Origin of the sequence: Streptomyces sp. NPDC005811, from assembly GCF_040630405.1 — a bacterium.
In the GTDB taxonomy this organism is placed as follows: Bacteria; Actinomycetota; Actinomycetes; order Streptomycetales; family Streptomycetaceae; genus Streptomyces.
Map to the genome: position 1 here is coordinate 191,437 of NZ_JBEXXK010000010.1, position 19,769 is coordinate 211,205.

At 69.0% G+C, this 19,769-nt stretch carries 19 protein-coding genes; 3 read left to right on the forward strand and 16 right to left on the reverse strand.

Annotated elements, in window-relative coordinates:
* The first annotated feature begins 23 nt into the window (after positions 1-23).
* The 3 genes from ABZ490_RS13620 (at position 24) to ABZ490_RS13630 (ending at position 2,714) form a co-directional block, all read left to right on the forward strand.
* Positions 24-269, forward strand: a complete 246-nt coding sequence (locus tag ABZ490_RS13620) for a helix-turn-helix transcriptional regulator (RefSeq protein WP_358988788.1) — start codon at positions 24-26, stop codon at positions 267-269.
* Between the two features lie 830 nt (positions 270-1,099).
* Positions 1,100-1,549 (forward strand): hypothetical protein, encoded by a 450-nt coding sequence (locus tag ABZ490_RS13625; protein WP_358988790.1) that lies wholly within the window; start codon positions 1,100-1,102, stop codon positions 1,547-1,549.
* Positions 1,524-2,714 carry a TniQ family protein gene (locus ABZ490_RS13630; protein ID WP_358988792.1) on the forward strand — a complete coding sequence of 397 codons (1,191 nt, stop codon included), beginning with the start codon at positions 1,524-1,526 and terminating at the stop codon, positions 2,712-2,714. The genes ABZ490_RS13625 and ABZ490_RS13630 overlap by 26 nt, the downstream gene beginning before the upstream one ends.
* 358 nt (positions 2,715-3,072) lie before the next feature.
* On the opposite strand, the gene ABZ490_RS13635 is transcribed toward ABZ490_RS13630, so the two are convergent.
* The 16 genes from ABZ490_RS13635 to ABZ490_RS13710 form a co-directional block, all read right to left on the reverse strand.
* On the reverse strand, positions 3,073-3,231 hold the full coding sequence (locus ABZ490_RS13635) for a hypothetical protein (RefSeq protein WP_358988794.1): 159 nt from the start codon (positions 3,229-3,231) through the stop codon (positions 3,073-3,075).
* A 111-nt stretch (positions 3,232-3,342) separates the two neighbouring features.
* A complete protein-coding gene (locus ABZ490_RS13640; protein ID WP_358988796.1) occupies positions 3,343-4,935 on the reverse strand; it encodes a hypothetical protein in 1,593 nt (530 codons plus the stop codon).
* A gap of 43 nt (positions 4,936-4,978) precedes the next feature.
* The gene (locus ABZ490_RS13645; RefSeq protein ID WP_358988798.1) at positions 4,979-6,970 is read right to left on the reverse strand and encodes a translation factor GTPase family protein; all 1,992 of its coding nucleotides are present in this window, start codon (positions 6,968-6,970) and stop codon (positions 4,979-4,981) included.
* Between the two features lie 255 nt (positions 6,971-7,225).
* Positions 7,226-7,966, reverse strand: a complete 741-nt coding sequence (locus tag ABZ490_RS13650) for a class I SAM-dependent methyltransferase (RefSeq protein WP_358988800.1) — start codon at positions 7,964-7,966, stop codon at positions 7,226-7,228.
* 9 nt (positions 7,967-7,975) lie between these two features.
* Positions 7,976-8,977, reverse strand: a complete 1,002-nt coding sequence (locus ABZ490_RS13655; protein ID WP_358988801.1) for a TauD/TfdA family dioxygenase — start codon at positions 8,975-8,977, stop codon at positions 7,976-7,978.
* A gap of 11 nt (positions 8,978-8,988) precedes the next feature.
* Positions 8,989-9,729, reverse strand: coding sequence for an SDR family oxidoreductase (locus ABZ490_RS13660; protein WP_358988803.1), 741 nt, complete (start codon positions 9,727-9,729; stop codon positions 8,989-8,991).
* On the reverse strand, positions 9,726-10,922 hold the full coding sequence (locus ABZ490_RS13665) for a PQQ-binding-like beta-propeller repeat protein (RefSeq protein ID WP_358988805.1): 1,197 nt from the start codon (positions 10,920-10,922) through the stop codon (positions 9,726-9,728). The genes ABZ490_RS13660 and ABZ490_RS13665 overlap by 4 nt, the downstream gene beginning before the upstream one ends.
* On the reverse strand, positions 10,919-12,127 hold the full coding sequence (locus ABZ490_RS13670; protein WP_358988807.1) for a hypothetical protein: 1,209 nt from the start codon (positions 12,125-12,127) through the stop codon (positions 10,919-10,921). The genes ABZ490_RS13665 and ABZ490_RS13670 overlap by 4 nt, the downstream gene beginning before the upstream one ends.
* A 71-nt stretch (positions 12,128-12,198) precedes the next feature.
* On the reverse strand, positions 12,199-12,366 hold the full coding sequence (locus tag ABZ490_RS13675; protein WP_358988808.1) for a hypothetical protein: 168 nt from the start codon (positions 12,364-12,366) through the stop codon (positions 12,199-12,201).
* Between the two features lie 133 nt (positions 12,367-12,499).
* Complete coding sequence (locus ABZ490_RS13680) at positions 12,500-13,696, reverse strand: cytochrome P450 (RefSeq protein ID WP_358988810.1); 1,197 nt, start codon at positions 13,694-13,696, stop codon at positions 12,500-12,502.
* Complete coding sequence (gene mpaD / locus ABZ490_RS13685; protein ID WP_358988847.1) at positions 13,693-14,922, reverse strand: daptide-type RiPP biosynthesis aminotransferase; 1,230 nt, start codon at positions 14,920-14,922, stop codon at positions 13,693-13,695. Before mpaD ends, ABZ490_RS13680 begins: the two co-directional genes overlap by 4 nt.
* A gap of 44 nt (positions 14,923-14,966) precedes the next feature.
* Positions 14,967-15,653: a pentapeptide repeat-containing protein gene (locus ABZ490_RS13690; RefSeq protein ID WP_358988812.1), complete on the reverse strand. Its 687-nt coding sequence runs from the start codon at positions 15,651-15,653 to the stop codon at positions 14,967-14,969.
* Positions 15,571-16,323, reverse strand: coding sequence for a DUF6445 family protein (locus ABZ490_RS13695; protein WP_358988814.1), 753 nt, complete (start codon positions 16,321-16,323; stop codon positions 15,571-15,573). The genes ABZ490_RS13690 and ABZ490_RS13695 overlap by 83 nt, the downstream gene beginning before the upstream one ends.
* Before the next feature lie 29 nt (positions 16,324-16,352).
* Positions 16,353-16,991 (reverse strand): O-methyltransferase, encoded by a 639-nt coding sequence (locus tag ABZ490_RS13700; RefSeq protein WP_358988816.1) that lies wholly within the window; start codon positions 16,989-16,991, stop codon positions 16,353-16,355.
* Positions 16,988-18,769, reverse strand: coding sequence for a M3 family metallopeptidase (locus ABZ490_RS13705; RefSeq protein ID WP_358988818.1), 1,782 nt, complete (start codon positions 18,767-18,769; stop codon positions 16,988-16,990). Before ABZ490_RS13705 ends, ABZ490_RS13700 begins: the two co-directional genes overlap by 4 nt.
* Positions 18,766-19,626 carry a methyltransferase domain-containing protein gene (locus ABZ490_RS13710; protein WP_358988820.1) on the reverse strand — a complete coding sequence of 287 codons (861 nt, stop codon included), beginning with the start codon at positions 19,624-19,626 and terminating at the stop codon, positions 18,766-18,768. Before ABZ490_RS13710 ends, ABZ490_RS13705 begins: the two co-directional genes overlap by 4 nt.
* Positions 19,627-19,769 lie beyond the last annotated feature (143 nt).

Consider the following 19,769-nt stretch of genomic DNA (forward strand, 5'->3'; position numbering starts at 1 on the left):
GGGACCGTACTACGGTTTCCTCTGTGGCGAACAGCGATTCCGGCCGTATCCCAGCCCAGCGGCTGGCCTTCGCAACCCGGCTGCGGGCCCTGCGCCGGCGCGCGGGACTGACCCAGACCGCGGCGGCCCGGGCCGCGGGCATGGACCGCTCCTTCTACGCGGAGGTCGAGGCGGCCGTCCACAGCGTGTCCGTCGACCGGATCCCGGCCCTCGCCCAGGCCCTGGGCGTCCAGCCGTACGAGCTGTTCCAGGACCACGACGAGGAGTAGCACTCACGTGTCCACGCAGGTCAGTTACCGGAGCATCCCCCGCAGGCTGCCCAGGCGGCTTCCGGCGGTCCCGCTGCCCCTGGCCGGGGAGTCCTTCTTCAGCTGGGTCGACCACCTCGCCCACACCTACGAGGTCCACCGCGGCCCGATGATGCACGCACTGGGCCTGGTGCAGACCGCGCCGCAATGGGCCGCGCGGGATCTGATCCGCTACACGATGCAGCTGCCCGCGCAGGCATCCCGGGTCGTGGAAACGGCGACGGGCCTGACCTCCCGGGAACTCGCCGTGATGACACTCGAGGACATCGGGCCCCCCTACACCGGCATCTCAGCGTCCCGGATGCCGAAGGAAACCTGGGCGTTCTGCCCGAAGTGCCTGGCCCCCGGGGGCCGCTGGCCGCTGTGGTGGTACGAGCCGTGGGCCGTGGCCTGCCCGGTGCATCTGTGCTACCTGGTCTCCTTCTGCCCCCCGCTGCGACACCCCGTTCACGCCGGAAAGGACCAGCTCACGGTGGGGCTCCGCGCCGCGGTGCAGAGGCTTTCGCGACCCCTACCCCCACCTCCTCCCGCCCGGCACGCGCCGCGAGCACTGCGGCATCACCCTGTCGGAGATCGACACCACGCCGGTCAGCGACCCCGTCGTACTCGATGCCGTAAACCACCTGCGGCACGGGCTCACCTCCCGTGCCCGGCCCCGCGCGTGGCTGCGCACCTACCACGTACTGAACGCGCTCTTCGACCGCCCCGTCTTCGACGTCCGCTCCTTCGACAGCCCCGATCCCGTCCTGCAGCGCCGCTACTCACCCCGGCGCGCCACGGCCCCGGGCTATGTGGTCGACTCCAGCGGATTCCTGGAACCCGGCCGCACCCTCTCCGACGGCACCCACCTGACCCACCGCGACCCGATCACCAGGGCCTGCAGGCTCAGCGTGCTCGGAAGGATCCTGGGCTCCCGCGACATGAGCGCCACCGCCCGAGAGCTGCTGGAGATACGACGCCGCGTCAGGATGCGCCACTACCTGACGGCGTACCGGTCCCCCGATCCGAGAGCAGCCAGTGTCCGGCTGCACCGCTTCCTCGACGATGTCTTCGGCCCCGGCGAGTTCGCCACGCTCAAGCGGTCCCGACGGACACTGACACCCGAGCACCATCCCGGCCCCTCCAGCAGCAACTTCATATCGCCAAGACCCTTCCCCTACCGGCGGCAACTGCGCCTGCCGCCGTCCCGGATCGACCAGGCCGAACAGGATCCCCATGCCGCAGCCGCACCCGACCGGTGAGGACCGCCCGCAGTCGACACGCACGATGGCCCGAAGACTGCCCGTCGTCCCGCTACCGCAGGCCGGTGAATCGCTGTTCAGCTGGGTCGATCACCTGGCCACCGCATACGAGACGGACCGCACCCAGACCATGAACCGGCTCGGGCTGGAGCCCTCGACCGCGCACGCGGCCCGGCTCGCCCGCCACACCGCCGAACTCCCCCTCGCCCTGGCCCTCCCGCTGCTCGCCGCAACCGGCCTCGACCCCCAGCATCTGCGTGCCCTGACTCTCTTCGGCATCGTCAAACGCAGCGAGGGCAGGGTGCCTCGCCATCCCGACTTCCGCTGGGCCCCGGAAGAGACCTGGGCATTCTGCCCCCAGTGCCTGAAACCTCCCGCGCGATGGCCCCTGTGGTGGTATCACTCCTGGGCTGTGATGTGCCCCACACATGACTGCTACACCGCGTCCTACTGCCCGGACTGCGGCTCACCGTTCTCCCCCTCCCTCCTGCGCGGTGACGCCCCAGGACGATGCCCCGGATTCCTGCGGCGCGACGACAACGCTCTCGCGCCGCCTGGCCGGCGCCGTGCCAAGCGCAAACGCTGTGGCCGGCCCCTGTGGGAGATCGAAACGCCGCCCGTCACCGACCCCGCCCTGCGCTCCATCCATCAACGCCTGGTCCGGCTCGACGCCGAGGACACGGCCGCTCACCCTGACCTTGAACAGTGGTACGACGACCTGCGGACCTTGAGGATCCTCCTCGAAGAACCTCACGCGCTGCGTGTCCAGGTCTTCACCAGCACCGACCCGGCCCTCCGGCAGCGCTTCGACGGCGACGAAGTCTCCATGCACTGGGACCACTTTGACGACGCCGACTGCCTCGTCGGCTGGCAGCGCTCCGACTGCGGCTTCCTCTCCCCCTGGCGCCGCACGTCACCGAGCAACTCCAGACAGCAACGCGATCCAGTCACCGCGGCCGCCAAGCTCACCGTCATCAGCGAGGTCCTCGACAGCCAGGACCCTGCCGCTGCCGCCCGGCGCGTCTTCCGCGCCCCTTACCCAGCGACACTCCGCGATTTCGGCCACAGCCTGCCCCCGTACATGCACCGGGCCAGCACCCACCTGCACGAACTCCTCAGCCAGGCCCTCGACGAGCATGCCTTCGCCGAACTCTCTGATGCCTGACCGGACCCGCAGGCAGACCAGCCATCAGGGACGATCAAGCACGCCCTCTGAGGGCGGCGGAAGCCGCCCGCCCCAGGCGGAGGAAACCCGAGAAATCCGTCCAGGCAAGATGATCACGAGTGCCCTGTCACGCATCCCCCGTTGGCACCCGGTCCCGGTTTGTTGCTGCATTCGCTGTGTCCCACGCAGGTCGTGTCGCTTTACGCGGAGCCAGGCCTCGACGTTGTGTCGCGTTAGGGCTACCCGGTGTGTTCCTTTTCAGGCTTCCCGCTGTGACAGAGATCACGGGTGCAGATCTGCTGGAATCTGACTATACGTGTGTCATCCTGCCATCTAAGTCAATTATTCATGAGGTCCGTCAGTTTCTCGGAGTGCGCCAGGACGCGAACCCGTCGATGTCGACGATCACCTGGCCGCCCGCGTCCGGTACTGCATCACTGGCCAACTTCCAGACGCCTTCGCGCACTTCGGCGCGGGCGGTGCGGAGCGCGGCGACCCCGACTGTCGTGACGGCCATCGAGCGCGGGAGCAGCCGGAACAGTCCAACAACACACGGGAAGTTCACGTGTAGCCGACAGGGAGCGTCGTCGGCGCTGGACTGGGAAACCGGTCACCCGCCTGCGACGCCTCACTCATTCCAGGACCCCATCGCAGTGGTGTCTGGGTGGACCGAGGGCAGGTCTGGGTCTACACACGACCGTAGCGCTTCTCGCGGGTCAGTCAGCCGGAAAACCTCGGCACCATAGGCGTAGCTCCACAGGTAGCAGAGCCCCGCGAGGCCGGGGTGGACGCGAAAGACCTGCGCCCCGAAGTGCGGCAAGAGGTCGCCGAGGTGGCAACGACCCTCCATACCGTACTCCGCAAGGACCTGTTGGAACGCGTTGGTCACGCTGATCTTGGACTGGTGGACGCGGAAGTCCACCATGGCGACGACGGCTCGCTGCAGTTGGGTCGCACGGAACTCGGTCGACTTGATCCGCGCGGCGAGCGGCATGCGGCTACGCTCCGGCTCTGGTACCCGTGCTGCGAAATGGGGGTGATACACCCACTTCTCGAACCACGCACTGAGGTTCTCCAGCCGTTCGACTGGCAGGTACTCCACCCCGGTCAGCCCTGGTTGCCGGGGGTTGAGCAGCACGTGGTTGACCGCGTGGCCGAACTCGTGCATGAGGCTCCGAGCCGCCTCGAACGTGAGGACCCGTCCATCGTCCGTGTTTCGGCACCGGGCCAGCGCCCGACCGATCGGGAGATCCATGGGCAACGTGGGAACGCGGACGCCCACGGAAGGCACGCAGTCGACCTGGATAGCACCCGATGGGCCATCCGCCGAGTGCAGGGAAAGCACGAGGGCTTCCGCCTCACCCTCCCGCACCACGCGGTGGCCGAACACCGTCTCGATCACCTTGACCGCTGTGTTGACGCAAGCCGAGAGCGGTATCAGCGGCATTCGCTGACCGGAGACGAGGGAGTTGAGGTAGAAGGCGAAGTGGTTCATCGGGTCGTCAGTGCATCCAGTAGTCGCGCCCACGGTGGCTTCCAGGTCCCGGTGCGTTGCCACGGCACGCTGCAGGTAGTCGACGAGGAACTCCTCCGCCGCGTACTCGTCCAGACGACTGCGCAGGAGTGTGGCGGCCAGCGGTGAGGCGTGCCCTGCGGCACGAACCCGGGACCACCGCGCATCGATTACCCGGTCAACCGCCGCGGTGAGATCGGGGAGGTGCTTGTCCGACAGTCGGTCCCACGCCGTGGCAAGCTTCTTGCGGGATCCGGCCGCGTTAATGCCGCCGATCAGCCGTGCGAACGCCGCCTCCGGTCCACCGGGCACAGGCACCCCCAAGCGGGACAACAGGTCCACGCGATCAGCCGTCAGCTGAGCTCGCACAGCGTTTACAGCGCTGAGTAACGCGTCCTCTTCCCGCTGTCCCACCAGGGCAGTGGCGTATGCGCGGAGCGCGACGCCCCACGGGCCCGGAAGAGCGGTGGACAGCTTCTCGACGTCGGCGTCCAACGCCTCCTGGTAGGAGGTGAGGTGGCTATCGTGGATGTACCTACGGTTTCCGTCGAGGTAGACGAACACGTGGGCCGTGTTCGCTAGAACCGTAGTCAGCCGGTGTGGCGCAGTCGGATGGTGGAGGAACCGTCGCCGTTCGTGCTCCCCGTCCTGGAGTTGTTGCCGGATCGCGGACAGTGGATCGGCAGAGTCCTGCGCGCCGGTCGTCATCTCGGCCTCCGGTGTCGAGGGTGTTTCCCGGGATTGCGCGCGGTCAGACGGCGGACCCCGTCCCGTTCCCGAGATCGCGGTTGGCTAGGAAGCGGAGGTACTCGTCGTAGTTGAGGGGGTTTCCGTCCACACGGCCCCTGGTCGGGAACCGGCCGCGCACTGCGCGGTCCTCGCCCGGTTCGTGCCACAACATTCCCTCGCCATGGGTGAGCCCCGGGAGGGCGATTCCGAACTCGTGTAGCAGCTTAGCCGGGATGTTGCCGGTGAGCTTCCACCCGTTGAATGCCTCGGTCGAACTCGACACGTCCGCGCCGAGCGAGGCCAGCATCCCCATCACGCCGCTGACCGCGTCCTGCGGTACCTCTACCTCGATGTCATAGCTGGGTTCGTAGACCACGGTCCCCGCGTCGCGCAGGGCGCGCATCACCACCAGCGGGGTGAGATTACGGAAGTCGGCTGCCACCGTCATTGGCGCGTCCATCGCCGTGCGAGTGAGGACCACCGCGCAGTCGACGACCTCCCACCCGTGCAGTCCCTGCTGCAGCGAACGGAGTGCTGATTCTTCGATCGCGCGGTGGTAGGCGTTGGGTAGCGTCCCGCGCTCGGCCTCCACGGTGAAGGCGTTGCCGGAGCCCGTGGAGCGGGGCTCGACCCTGATGCCGACCGTCTGCCAGAAGTCGTTGGTGCCCAGCGGGTCGAACTCGTAGAGCCCCTCCCCTTTCCCCGCCGGGCGCTCGAAGTACACCGGCCGAACCGCCTCGAACACTGCCTTTACGCCGAACTCGCGGTCGAGCCGCTCCGCGATGACCTCCTTCTGCACAGCGCCGTAGAGCAGCACCGACGTGCCACCGCCCGCGACCGGGCGGATCCTGATGAGGGGGTCTTCGTTGGCCAGCGCGGCCAGCGCTGCGTGGAGGTCGGATTTGAGGTCTGGGTCGAGTGCGTGGACGACGGACTCGAGGATTGGCGGGGTGAAGTGCGCCTGGCGCCGGCTGTCGTCGAGCTCACCCAGCCGGTCACCAACGCGCACGGCGGACAGGCCTCGCACCTTGCCGATGCCGCCCGCGCGCAGGACACCCTCCGACGAGCCGACGACGCTGAGCCGGGAGATGCGCCCGCTGTACTCCTCAACCGCGCCTCCCTCCAGCCGCCGGAGGGTGACCCGCTCACGCTCACGCACGCTGCCGCCGAACAACCGGACATAGGCCGTCTTCTCGCTGCGCCCGGTGCGCTCGATGGCGAAGACGGTACCGCGCAGAGGGCTCTTGACCGCGTCGGCGGGCTGACCGGGCAAGAAGTCGTGGATACCCGCACCGAGCAGGTCCATGCCGGTCCCGGAGATCGCAGAGCCGAAGTACACCGGGTGGACCAAGCCACGCGCGGTCTGTTCGCCGAGTTCTTTGCGCAGGTCGGCGATGCTGGGGGTGACGTTGGCGACGAACTGGGCGAGGAGGGTGTCGTTGTGTTCGGCCAGCACCTCGACCACCTCGTCGCGGTGCCGCGGCTCATCGAGTGGCAGTGGGAGGACGACGGCGTTCTTGGTGCCGATGTCGTCGACCCCGACCATACGTACGACCGGGAGGCGCAGCTTACGGCGGATCTCGTCGAGCAACGACTCGTAACGCGCGCCCATGCGGTCGACCTTGTTGACGAACAGCAGAGTCGGCAAGCCGAGTCGGGTCAGCGAGCGCACGAGCACACGCGTCTGCGCCTGCACACCCTCGACCGCGGAGATAACGACGACCGCGCCGTCGAGCACGGACAAGACACGCTCCACCTCGGCGATGAAGTCTGGGTGGCCGGGGGTGTCGACCAGATTGACCTGCAGGTCGCCCAAAGTGAAGGAGGCGACAGCGGAACGGATAGTGATACCCCGCTCGCGCTCCAGTTCGCTGCTGTCGGTCGCGGTATTGCCACCGTCGACACTACCCAACGAACGGATGGCCCCGTTATCGAACAGGAGTCGCTCAGTCAGGCTTGTCTTACCCGCATCGATGTGTGCGAGAATTCCCAGGTTCAAGGTGCGCAACGACATGACGATCCTCGGTGGTATGGACTGGGGCAGAGATCCCTATAGCACCGAAAGCTCGCCGCATCTCTGATCCTTCTCCACGTGGTCGTCGTCGGAGTCCTTTGCCGCCAGCTAAAGGCGGTCAACGAAGGACTTTACCGGAGCCGAGAGCGTACGAGCAACGCGCTCCCGATGCGCTGGCCTGAATGACCCGGCGCCCGTACATGCCCGCTCCCGCAAGGAGGGGAGCCAGGGATAGCTCACGCTGGCTATGGTGTCTTATGCGGGCCTCGCGATGACGATGAACTCCGGCGTATTGGGGCCCGCAACGCTGCCGTCCCAGTCGCCGTGGGTGTCCTCGAGCACCAAACCGGCCCACCTTACCAGGTCGCGCAGGCGGTCCGGTCTGACGAACCGGAGCGTGGACCCGCTTTCCAGTTCCTGTCCATCGTCAAGGAACCGGAACGTGGTGGTGAAGTGCACCAGATCGGGAGGCGATTCACCGCGCAGCGTGTGGAACACCTCCACATCGCCGCCGGCGCGTTCCCGCACAATGCGCCGGGATTGTTCCGGTGTCCACCCCGTCCATGCCCGAGCGTGCGGATTTCGGGTTTCGAACACCACCCGGCCGCCTTTGGCGACGTGGTCGCGCATCACGCGCAACGCGGCCAGCACATCGTCATCGTCGAGCAGCAACTGGAAAGCGTGCCCGGTCATGGTGACTAGAGCGAACTTCCGGCCCAGCGCAAGGCTCCGCACGTCGCCGTGCACCCACTCTACGCATGGTCCGGCGCGCACGGCCTCGGCGAGCATGCCGTCGGCCGGGTCGACACCGACGAGGTCGCCGCGGTGCCCGGCGGCCCGGGCGCACCGCAGGACGCGGCCGGTGCCACAGCCGATGTCGAGCGCGGAGCCAGCGGCCATCACCCGATCAAGGTAGTAGCGGTAACTGGGGCCCCACGGGTTCACGATGTCGTAGAGCGCGGCAGCCCGCACGTCGGTGAACGCGAGGTCGACCACGGTTCCTCCTCAGCCGAGCGGTCCAGCGGGGACCTCGGCGTCGATGGCGTTACAGAAGGCCAGGAACGAGGGCGGCAGCGGGGGCGGTTCGTGTGACCAGACCCACGTGCGCAGCAGTCGGCGCACCTGCCCGGTGTCGTCCTTGAACGACTCCCGACCGTGCAGTACTCGGTGGTTGTTCAGCCAGACGCTCTGCCCTCGGCTTAGGGATAGCCGCAGCGCCAGGTGCGGTCGTTGGGAGACCTCCTCGAACAGGTCGAGCGCCGCTGTTGCCTCCGCGTCCAACTTCCCGCACCTGCAGGTGCCCTCACGGATGAGCAGCGACCCGTAGCGGCAGCTCAGTACGCCCCGAGCGACGCCGAACACCGGTGACCGTACGATCTGGTCGGCGCCGGGGCGCTGCATGCCGCGCAGGTCCCAGTGCCAGGAGCGGAAGTAGCGGTGCACGAGGTGCGGTGCTGCCTCGGACAGCTCGTCGAGGACGGCCCCGCAGCTGGTGTATACGCCTTCACCGCCCTCGGCGCCCTGGCTCAGGCACAGCAGACTCGCCACATCGGTCGGGTCGGTGTGCATGAGCATGCTGCCATTCGTCCGGTAGCCCCGGGCTCGCTCCACGTCGCCGGGGCGCTCATCGAACACGGTCACCACCAGTTCGCGCTCGCGGTTCTGCGAGATGGGCCTGCCGAGCAGGACGGACAACCCGAACGTCAAGGACTCCAGCTGCCCGTCGGTCAGGTCCGCCAGCCCTTTTCCGTCAACCAGGGCAAGGCCGGGTCCGGTGGGGTCGAGCCGGGCCGCGATGCCGGCCGCGACCCCGGCCAGCAGCGGGGCCACGGTGGCGCGCAACTCGCGCAATGCGCCGGGGGCGGTCGTGGGGTTCAGGGTTTCGGGGAGTCCTGTCACGAGCGCGCGCACGGCGGCAGTGTCAACATCAACCAGGTGCGCGCTGCTGTCCACCAGTTGCTCCGGTCGCCACGCGCTGGACCACATCTTGGACTCATTCCGTTCCACAACGCCTCCTGTCACAGTAGTGATCCGGCCGAGCCGCCGTCGAGGCGGCACAGCATGCCGTTGGCTTGGGTTCCCAGGTCCACGAGATACTCCACGCTGCGGACGCACGCGTCGAGGTCGACCAGTGAGTCCACCACGTAGGACGGGTTGGACCGGCGCAGGAATGCCTTCGCGACCTCCTCGGGGGGCAGTTGCCGCATCTGGGCGATCTGCTCGAACTGCTCGGCCTTGCGGTCATCGGCCAGCGGGCCGAGGAGCAGGGTGGCCACGCACGCCCGGCTCCCGCGGCAGCGGTCGGCGAGCGCACTTGCTAACACCCGGAGAGCGGCCTTGCTGGCGGCATAGACCCCGGAGGTACGGTTAGCGTGGTAAATGGAGTCGGAGTTGACCAGTACGCAGGTGCAGTCCGCGCCCGGCAGGTAGTCGGCCAGCACCTGGTGCGGAACCAGTGCGTTGACGCGGAAGACCGTCTCGCACTCGGCTAGGTCCGGCTCCGCGGTCGGGTAGATGGCGGCGTTGTGGACAACCAGCCGTGGTCGCAGCGATCGCAGCAGCTCGGCGCTCTCCTTGACTGCCGTGTCGGCGGCGAGGTCGAGCCGCTTGTATTTTACTCCGTCAGGGAAGCCGGTGTCGGAGCGCTGGCGGCGGCCGGTCGCGGTCACCGCCCAGCCGTGTTCACTGAGGCGGGTGGCTAGGCGGGCGCCGACACCTCGGCTGCCCCCGATCACCAGCGCGCGTCGAGCGTCGTTCATGCTCTCCCCCCTGGTACGGGGCGGAAGCGGAAGCGGTATAGGACGCCGGTGTACGAACCGCAGTACATGCTGCCGTCCGGTGCGGCGACGGGGGTGGTGTCCAGCGCCGGGTCCTGGTTCGCCAGGCCCAGCAGCTGGCTAGTTTCCCAGAGAAAGCGCCCATCGGCGCGCGAACAGGCCACCACATCACCGTTCTCGGCGGTGACGGCGAAGTCGCCGTTGGGCAACACGGTGAACGAGGTGTGGTCACGTGGGGCACTGCCCGGGGCCGACCAGGCGATAGCATGGTTCGCCAGATCGATCCCGAGGGCGGGACCGCGCTGCGTGCCCACGGCCAGCATGTGGCCGGACACCGCCGGGCTGGCGGTGACCTTGCCACCGAGTATGATCACGCCGGTCTCCCGTCCGTCCTCGACATTGAGGAACCGGCACCCACCATCCACAGCGCACACGACGACCTCACCCGTCGCCGCGGCGAAAGCGGGCGAGGCGCGCACCGAGTGCCCGATGTCCCGAAGCCACACCTGATTCCCCGCCGCAGTCAGCCGCAGGGCATGTTCGGCGCACCCCACCACGAAGTCGCCACCCGGCAGGGCGAGCGGACTCGCGTAAGGGTCGCGCACGGCCGCGCTCCCGCCAGCCCCGGCGTGCCACGGCGAGGGAAGCCCCCTGGCGAACGCCTGCTCCCCGGTCCCCAGGTCCAACCCGGCGAGGCGGCTGCCGAAGCCGGCGACGACGAGCAGGTCAGCCTCGGGCAGCACCGTGGGCGTGGCGTAGATCGAGGCGTCCACGCGGGTTCGCCAAACCACATCTCCGTCGAGGCCGAAGCAGACGACGGTTCCGTCGACGGCCGTGGCCAGGACCGTGGACCGCGTCTGGTCGACAAGCAGCGGCGCGTACACCGGCGCGGGCAGCCGGTGTTCCCAGCACACGTCAGCAAGGTCGGGTGTGTACAGCCGGACCCACCCGTCGTAGCTCCCCACGACGACACCGGCTGCTCCCACGACAGCCGGGGTCGCGCAGACCGGGACCGGGATGTCTTCTCCGATGCTCGTGCGGTACGACAACCGGCGGTAGCCGCACACAGCGGGTTCCCGGTCCCAGAGCACCCGCGCGGTCGGACCTGGCAGGACCGACTTGGTCGGGTCGTGGCGGAAGGCTGGCGCCTGCGGAGTGCCAGCGGTGGCGGTCACGACGCGCGACCCGCGAGCGCCTTTGCGAACGCGGCCGACCGCTGTCCCGAGGCACGCTGCGCGGCCTCCCGACCCTCGGTGCGAGCGGCTTTGCTGCCGGGGGCCAAGGCCAGGAGGGCCAGGTAGTGGTCGGTCGCGGTGTCCCAGTCACCGAGGGCGGCGCGGCAGCGTGCGGCTCGGACAAGGTGGTGCCCGACGTAAGGCGGTCCGCTCCGGGCCGCCCGCTCGAATCCGGCCGCAGCCTGATCCAGTTGCCCGCACCACTCGTGGGCCTCGGCCAGCTCACCGTGGCTGGGAGCCCATGCGGGGTCGAGGGCCACCAGCGCGCGCCCGGCGGCGAGGGCAGCGTCGGCGTCGTGGGTGAGGTGCATGTGCTCCTTGAGGGAGGACTCGTAGTAGGTCTTCAAGGCGTTGGTGGCGAGCGCCCGCGGCGAGGCGGCCACCGCTTCGGTAGCGGTGTCGTGGGCCATCACCATGTAGCGCCGGGTCATCGTGGGCTTGCCGCAGGCGGCGGGCAACATAGCCACGGCTCGGTACCAGGCGGACGCCGAGCCCGCGTCGACCGACCGACGACCGGCCAACTCTTGGCCGGTGTGGACTGCCCAGCGAAAGTGCACCTCGCCGACCTCGCGGCGCTTGAGATGCCAGACCACGGCCTGGGTGCACATGTCCAGCACCCGGCCGTCGGGGATCCCGCCTCGCTCGGCCGCATCCCGCATCGTGGCGAACGCCGCGGGTGACCCCGAGCCGCCGTCGCACCGGTTTGACACAAGGAATTCCAGCCACGCCACCTCGAACCGCTCCCGCGCGGTGCGCGCCCGGTCGCGGGCGTCTGCGACCAACCGGGCGGCCAAGGCGAACCGAGAGACGCTGATAAGCGCGGACGCCACGCCGACGAGGTGGACGAGATCCGACCCCACTGCGGAGTCCGCCAGGTCCGCCAGCCGCCGTGCGGCAGGTGTCGGCCGGTACTCCAAGCCTGCCACCGCGTCCTCAGGTAGGGCGTGCAAGAGGGCGACCTCGTGCAGCACGTCGGGCTCGAAGATTTGAGTGAACGGATAGCCAAACCGGGCCCCGGGCTCGAAGGCGGTGAAGGCCTCAGCGCACGTTCGGGAGAACAGGTCCACCGGGTGCGCACCGGACGGGGCGAGGCCGAGCAGGGTTTCGGTGAAGCTGTTACGTGGAGAGAGTGCGGTGTTCTGCATGTACACCTCCCGGGGGGGGCGGGACCCAACAGGGGGAGGGGGACCGCGCCCGCGATCCCCCTCCCACCAGGTCAGATCGTGGCGAGCAGCGCGTCCAGGTCGGCGTCCAGGGCGCTGTCCTTACCGGTGTCCGCCACGGCGGTGGCCTCGGCATCATCGGCGTCCTCAGCGTCGAAGAACACCTCGGCGCTGACGAACGGGAAGAACGCGGGCTGCTTCTCGAACGGGTAGTCGGTCATCCTCACTCCTGTCTGAAGTCCTGAAAGGGGAACCGGGCGACAACTGTGTTCGGACTCGACTCCGGGGGCGCCCGGCACCGGCAGCAAGGTGTCAACCCGGGCGGAAACCGCGCCGCCCCAGACTTCCGGGCCGTCACCACGTGACCACCAGCTCGGTTAGGCCGTGCAGCGCGGCGCGGTGCCGGCTTCGGGCGGGCACGTCAGCCTCAGCCAACCGTAGCTTCGGGAACCGGGCGAACAACTGCTCGAACACCACCGTCAGCTCGACCCGAGCCAGGTGCTGGCCGATGCAGCGGTGCACGCCGTGTCCAAAGGCGACATGCCTGCGGGCGTCACGGTGGATGTCCAGTTGCTCCGGCCGTTCGAACACGCGGGGGTCGTGGTTGGCCGCCGCGCCGGACACCACCACTCCCTGCCCTGCGGGCAGCATCACATCGCCCAGGGTCACAGGACCGGTCGAGACTCGCGCCGTCACCAAGTCCGCAATCGACAGGTAGCGCAACAGCTCCTCCACGGCAGAGGGCACGAGCGCGAGGTCGGTGCGCAGAGCTGCCAGCTGGTCGGGGTGGAGCAGGAGGGCAAGTACACCGAGGGCAATCGTGTTCGCCGTCGTCTCGTGGCCCGCGATGACCAGCGAGCCAACCAGCTCCACGACCTGATCCCGGTCATAGGCGTGCGCCCGCTGGTAGCGGCTGACCAAGCGGCGCAACAGCGTGTCGTCCGCGTCGGAGCTCTCGACCGCGCGCAGTTCCTCAGCAATGCGCACCCGGAACTCGACCGATGCGCTGGCGACTTCCGCCGAATCGGCGTGCCGGTCGACGAGCACCCGGGACAGGCGGGCCAGCCGGGACCGCTGCTGGCGGATACCCAGCACCTCGGTGATCACCAGGGCGGGCACATGGTCGGCGAACCTGGTGACCAGGTCGGCCGGGTTGGGGCCGCGGGCCAGGACGTCGAGCCGCTCGTCGACGATCCGGCGCACCACGGGCCGCACCCCTTCCGCCGCCGACTCGGAGAACAGCGCTCCGGTCAGCCTGCGATGAGTCGTGTGTTCGGGCGGGTCCATCCCCGAGTAGCCGCGCTTGGGCTCGGGTCCACCGCTGGCGCGGCGGCGCCGGACCGGGGTCATCGTCGGATAGGCGGGGTGGGCGTGGTTGGCGCTGACTGCCGGGGCGACCAGTGCCTTGCGAAACAGGGCGTGCCCGGCCACCACCCACAGCTCTTGACCGGAATCCAGCCGGGCCCGCGAGACCGGTGCCGCAGCGAGCAGGCGCGCGTACTGCCCGGGCAGGCTCAGCGGTGATGGCCGCGCCCAGGGGAACTCGCTCACCGTGCCCGCCCGTGCGCCGTGATCCCGGCAGACACCAGGGCCACCAGCTCGTCCAGCTCGTCCTCGGTGTAGATGAGAGCAGGGACCAACTGTACGCAGCCCGGACCGGGATGCACGAGCGCTCCCGCGTCCCGAATGGCGCCGACCACGGCCTCTACCTCGTTGGGTGGCATCGGGGTCCCGGCGGCCCTGGCCAGGTGCACCGCACGCAGGCATCCGGCACCGGTGGACCCGGCGACCAGCGGGTGCTCGTCGACCAGCCGGGCCAGCACCACGTCCAGGTGTCGGCCCAGCCGGTGGCTCTTGGTGACAGCATCGAGCCTGCGCAGCTCGGCCGCGGTGGCGACCACGGCGGCCCCCACGACGGCGGTGCCCGCCTGGGTCTCGGCGTGCCCGAGGACCGCGCCCCGCTCCGTGAACTCCGCGGCCACCGGCCCGCTGACGACGACCGCGGCGGCGGCCAGAGTGCCGTTGGTCATCGCTTTCGAGGTGATCAGCACGTCGGGTGGCTCGGACCATCCCGCGGTCTCGAAAACCGCGTTGCCGATCCGCCCGTATCCAGTCGACACCTCGTCAGCCACCAGCAGGAAGCCGTGCTCGCGCCGGGTGGTGAGCAAGGCCGCAACGTACTCGGCTGTAAGGGGGACGGCGCCGGTGCCGAGCACCGGCTCGACGACCACGGCGGCCACCTTCCCGGCCAGGGCCCGCAGCACAGTGGCCAGCCGGTCCGGGTCGTTGGCCGGGACGTGGCCGACCAATCGCCGGTCCACCCCGTACATCCGCTGGCCGAGGTTGGCGTCGGTGAGCGCGAATGCCCCGTAGGTCAGCCCGTGGTATCCGTCGCGCAGCCCAAGCACGAACTTGCGGTCCGACTCGCCGCGTAGCGCGTGGTAGTGGCGGGCGAGCTTCATCGCCACCTCGTTCGCCGCGCCCCCGGAGGTGGAGAACAGCACGCGGGAGTAGTGCGCCGGGCCCGCCATGTCGACGAGGGTGCGTGCCGCGGCCCGGGCGCGGGTGTTCTCATAGCTCCATGAGCCGAGGTAGGAGGCATTCCTCATCGCCTCGGCGACCGCGTCGGCGATCACCGGGTTGCCATGGCCGAGGTTGGAGTTCCACAGCCCGCTCGACCCATCCAGCCGCATACTGCCGTCTCTGAAGCACACTCGCACCCCGGAAGCGGACTCCGCGCACAGTGCCGCCCGCCCGTGCCGGTCGTGTGGCAGCATGAACGGCCACAGCGCTCCGGGCCCCCTCGTGTTAGCGCCCACGATCAGGACACCTTCGCCTTGAGGGCGTCGGCGCGGTCGAGCTGCACCCCGTCGGTGAACGCGCAGCCGAAGTCGACGTCCCAGGTGTAGGAGCCCCACAGGTCCGCGCCGCGCAGCGCGGTCCGCACCAGCTCCGCGCCCCGCAGGTCGACGTGACGCATGTCGGTCCGGCTCAGATCGCACTCGGTAAGGTCGGCGCCGCGCAGGGTTGCGCTGAACAGCACGCTGCCGGACAGGTCCGCTCCATGCAACACCGCTCCGCTGAGATCGGCCTTGGTCAAGTCGGCCCCCCGCAGGTCGGCGTCGGTCAGGTCGGCGCCGACCAGGTGTGCTCCGCTGAGGCCGGCGCCGCGCAGGCCCGCCCCACGCAGATCTGCCCCAGCACCGTGAGCGCGGATCGTGCTCCAGCCGTTGACCACCCACGTGGGTACGGCCCGCCCATTGTCGGTCAGTCGGACCAGCACAAGCGTCCGAAGGTCACATTCCGCGCCCGCCACCTCAAGCGACGTGCGGTACAGCGCGCCCGACGCCTGCGCCTCCCGCGCGATCTCCATGGTGTCGTGCAGCCCTAAGGCGACCGGGTCGGCGGGGGCCAGAGCGTACCGGTCAGAGTCGGTCTCGCCGCACGCCAGCAGCGTGATGTCCAGCAGTGTTGGCCGGTTCTCCGGCGTAGCCTCGTTCCCCGTCACTGCCCAGTCCTTCCTGCACCAAGGCTCTGTCCGGGATCCGGTGCGCCGGGACCCCCGGGTCCGGAACGACGTTGAAGAAGAAGATGTGGGTCAGGCGGGCTGTCCGTGGGCTGTCGCCGCAACCGCCGAGCGGGGCGTGGTACTGCTCACAACCTCGGAAGAGGACCAGCCGGTTGTACACCGGCTCTACCTGGCCGATCAGCTCCCACTTGCTGAAGTCGGCCTTATCCTGGCGGATCACCGCGTCGTCGAATTGCGCGGCGTCGCAGTAGCCCAGGGCGCGGGCCTGCCGGTCGGACGGCGGTGCCTCGAACCCGCTGAGCCTGTGCCGGAAGAAGCCGGTGCCCGCGCTCATCGGGGCGTTCGGGGTCAGGTAGACCATCCCAGCCCAGTCCACCGCCGTATCCGCGTGCACCTTGCTCTCACGCGCGGACGCCTCGGTGATGAAGCGGAAACCGCCCCAGGTGAATCGGGCGGTGTCCACGTTCAGCTCACCGCCGACCAGTTCGGCGAACCGCCGCCGCAGGCTCTGCGCGTCGATGGTCGTTCGGCTGCCGAACCCAGGGTAGTCGGTGGGGGAGATGTCGGCGTACTGCGAGCGCAGCGCCCGTTCCCGCACCGCGCCCGGGTTGGCGTAGAAGTTGTCCACCACGATGGTCCTGTCCTGCACGGGCAGTCCTCCCGTCCGCGTCGGCCCGGCTACTGCTTAAGGCTCACCAACAGGCCGTTGTCCGTTCCGATGAACGCTGAGAACAGGTGGTCGCTCCGGGCGACCGCCCGTGTGTAGGCGGAGATCGCCGACTGGGCAGCGATGTGGTCGCCCTCGGCGCTGAAGTCCCCCTGCGGCAGAGCGTCGTCGGCCACCAGCAGGCCGCCCACCGCCAGCGCCGGATAGGCCAGCCTGAGGTACTCGGGGTAGGCCGTCTTCTCGGCGTCGATGAACACCATGTCAAGGCTGAGCGGCGCCAGCTTCCGCAGGTGGTCCGAGGCGGGGCCGACCACGACATCGACTTTATCTGAGACGCCGGCCGCGGCCAGGTTGTGCCGGGCAGTTTCGGCGACCTCGGCGTCGATCTCCAAACTGACCAGGTGCCCGTCCGGAGGAAGGCCGCGGGCGATGTGGAGGGCGGAGAACCCGAAGAACGTGCCGATCTCCAACACCCGCCGCGGCCGGTGCAGCGTGGTGAGTAGCTGCAGGACACGTCCAGCGTTGTCGTCGACTTGCATCGGGCGCAGACCGCGGTCTAGCAGCGCGTCCCGTAGGACGGCCTCGAGCACGGGCTCCCGCGGGCCGAACACCGACCGCGCGTAGGCGCTGGTGCGCACCTGATCGATCATTGGGCCGTCCCCCCCACTGGTGTGTCGTAGAAGTCGAATAGGGCAGCTACGTCCGGTGGCGGGCTGGGGGCGTCAAAGTCGAAGCAGTCCTTGAAACCAGCGCGTACCACCGCCGCGTTGGGGCACTTGTCGAGCGTCAGCGACCGGAAGGGCGCGAACCTGGCCGCGCTGTCCGCGGCACCCCACAGGTAGGCGAAGTACGCGCCCGGGTTTGCCTGGAACATCGGCCATGTGAACGAGCCGAGGACGTCGCCGAGAGTGCAGTTGCCCGCCAGCCCGTACCGGGCGTCGAGCCGCGCGTACGCCTCCTGGACCCCCATGCCCGGGTCGCCATGGACGAGGACGTCGAGGGCTGCGGTGACTCCGCGCTCAAGGTGGGTACGCCGGTACTCCAGCAGTTTCACGTGCTGGGCAAAGGCCAGCCCACGCGCCTCGTCCGAATTCAGGTTGAGGTGCTCAGCGAGGACAGGGTGGTAGACCCACTTCTCGAACCACATACTCAGGTTCTCTAGGCGTTCGAGCGGCAGGTATTCCAGACCGGACTCGCTCGGCAGGCGCCGACGGATGAGCAGATGGTTGACCGCGTGTCCGAACTCATGAAACAGGCTGTGCGCGTTCTGAAAGTTGACGCGGCCCGCCCCGGCGCCGGCCCGGTTGAACCGGCAGGACACATAGGCGACGGGCTGCTGCACAATGCCAGCCGCGTCGGTGCGGTTGCGGATACCCCGGGTCGTATTGGCGCCGCGCGGACGTTCGGAACTGTCCCACAGGTCAAAGTTCACGCGACCGACCTCCCGCCCTCCGAGCGCCACCGTGACAACGATGACGTGCGGGCTGGTTGTGGGGACCGTGGTCAACTCCAGACCGAGCAACCGCCGCGCCACGGTCGCCAAGCACCGCAGGGAGGCGTTCAAGTCGACTAGCGGAATGATGGTTCCCCGCCCCAGCAGGGCCGCATAGCGGCCGAAGTGGTCGGCGACCCCGCCGGAGTCCGCGCCCAAGGTGTCGCGTACGTGCTTGTCGAGCGCCACGTGACTGGCCACCGCCCGGCGGAGGTAGTCGTCGAGCAGGGAGTCGACGGCGGGCCGGTCGACCCGGCACCGAGTCAGGGTATTGTCCAGGGCGGTGGCGTAGCCGTTTGCTGCGGCGCGGGCCTGGCGGATGCGAACCAGTTCGTTCACCGTGTCGGCCAGTGCGTCCAGGTCCTGGTCGCGGGTGCGCACCCACGCCGCGTTCAGCTTGACCCGGATTTCGGCGTCGGCGGTCTGGCTGAGTAGCCGGTAGTACGCGGGCCACACGCGCCTGCCGGGGCGGCCGACGCGGAGCCGCCGAGCCAGCTCGCCGTGCCGATTTTCCGCATCGGCGAGCAGGGCCTTGGCCTTGTCGTTCAGGCGTTCCAGTTCGGCGTCCGAGTTGTCCTGCGTGTCATCGCCGCGTTGGACGAGGCGGTCGAGGTAGGCGCGTCGCGCCTGCTCGATGTCGGGGTCCGTGCACCGTAACCCGAGAAGGGCCGATCGCAGCCGGTCGTCGAGGTCGCGGTCGCGGAAGAAGCGGTCACGCCAGGGCAGCACCCGCCGGTAATCGACGTGGACGGCGTTGGACTCCAGGTAGAGGAACACGTAGGCGACGTTGTCGAAGATCGCCGCAAGTTCGACGAAGCCCGCGTCGGTGAGCGGGGGGGCCGCGAGCAGCGCACTCAACCGCTGCATCATGGCGGCGAGTTCGGCGTCGATGTCGTCCAGGCTACTGTGCTCCACCGCATGGGTCGCTGCCGTCACACCGCCTCCCGGTCTGGTACGCGGTCCGCTACAAACATCCCCCAGCCGAACTGCCGCCTGCCAATCGCTGCCTGAATGTCCAGGCATGCCGCAGCGTATGACCGCAGGTCGCGGCGCAGCCCCGGATTGTCGACTGCGCCGAGCCGCTCGCGGGCGATCCGCGCGAGTAACAGGTAGCTGCGGCGCAGGTCGAGGCTAATGTCGCGGGCGAGCCGGATCTCGAAACCCGCCGCGACCAGGGCGGTCTGGTAGCCGAGCACGGAGTGCCCGCCGTTGAACATCAGCCGGTCGTAAAGCCCCGCCTGCACCTCGGGCGGGATGTTGTCGGTGGGGCGGAGGAAGTCGGTGAGCGCCAGCGTTCCGCCCACGCGCAGCACCCGTCGCATTTCGGCGTGCGCGCGGGGTTTGTTCGGGACGTGGTACAGCGCGTCCATGCTGATCACGTGTGTGAACTCGCCGTCTGTGAACGGGAGTCTGGTCGCCGAGGCCTGGCGGAATTCCACCGGCAGGTCGGCACAGCGGGCTGCGGCGTGCTTGATCTGGCGGGCACTGAGGTCGACGCCGACCACCGCGCACCCGGTGTGCCGAGCCATGTGCACCGCAGTGTCCCCAGAGCCGCAGCCGACGTCGAGTACCCGCGAGGTCGGCTCGATCTTGGCCGCAGCCGTGAGCCGCTCGCTGGTGCGCTGTGCCGCAGCCCGGTAGGAGTCCGCGTTGGCAGCGGGACCCACCACGCCTTCGAAGAGCCCAGCGTGTTGGACGGGGCTGCCCGACCACAGCCGTAGCAGCCCGCCGAAGTCCCGGTCGTAGGTCGAGCCGATGAGCGTCTCGGGGAAGCTTGTCGCGTTGAGAGCCAATTCAGCCCCGTTCGACGATGTCTTGGACGCTTCGTGATCCGCACCGGGAATCTCGATATCCGTGCTCCCTGAGCGTCGGTCACGGTCGACGACGCCACTCCGATGGTAGGAGCTGTGGGGTCGAAGTCAACGGCGGCTTCTGG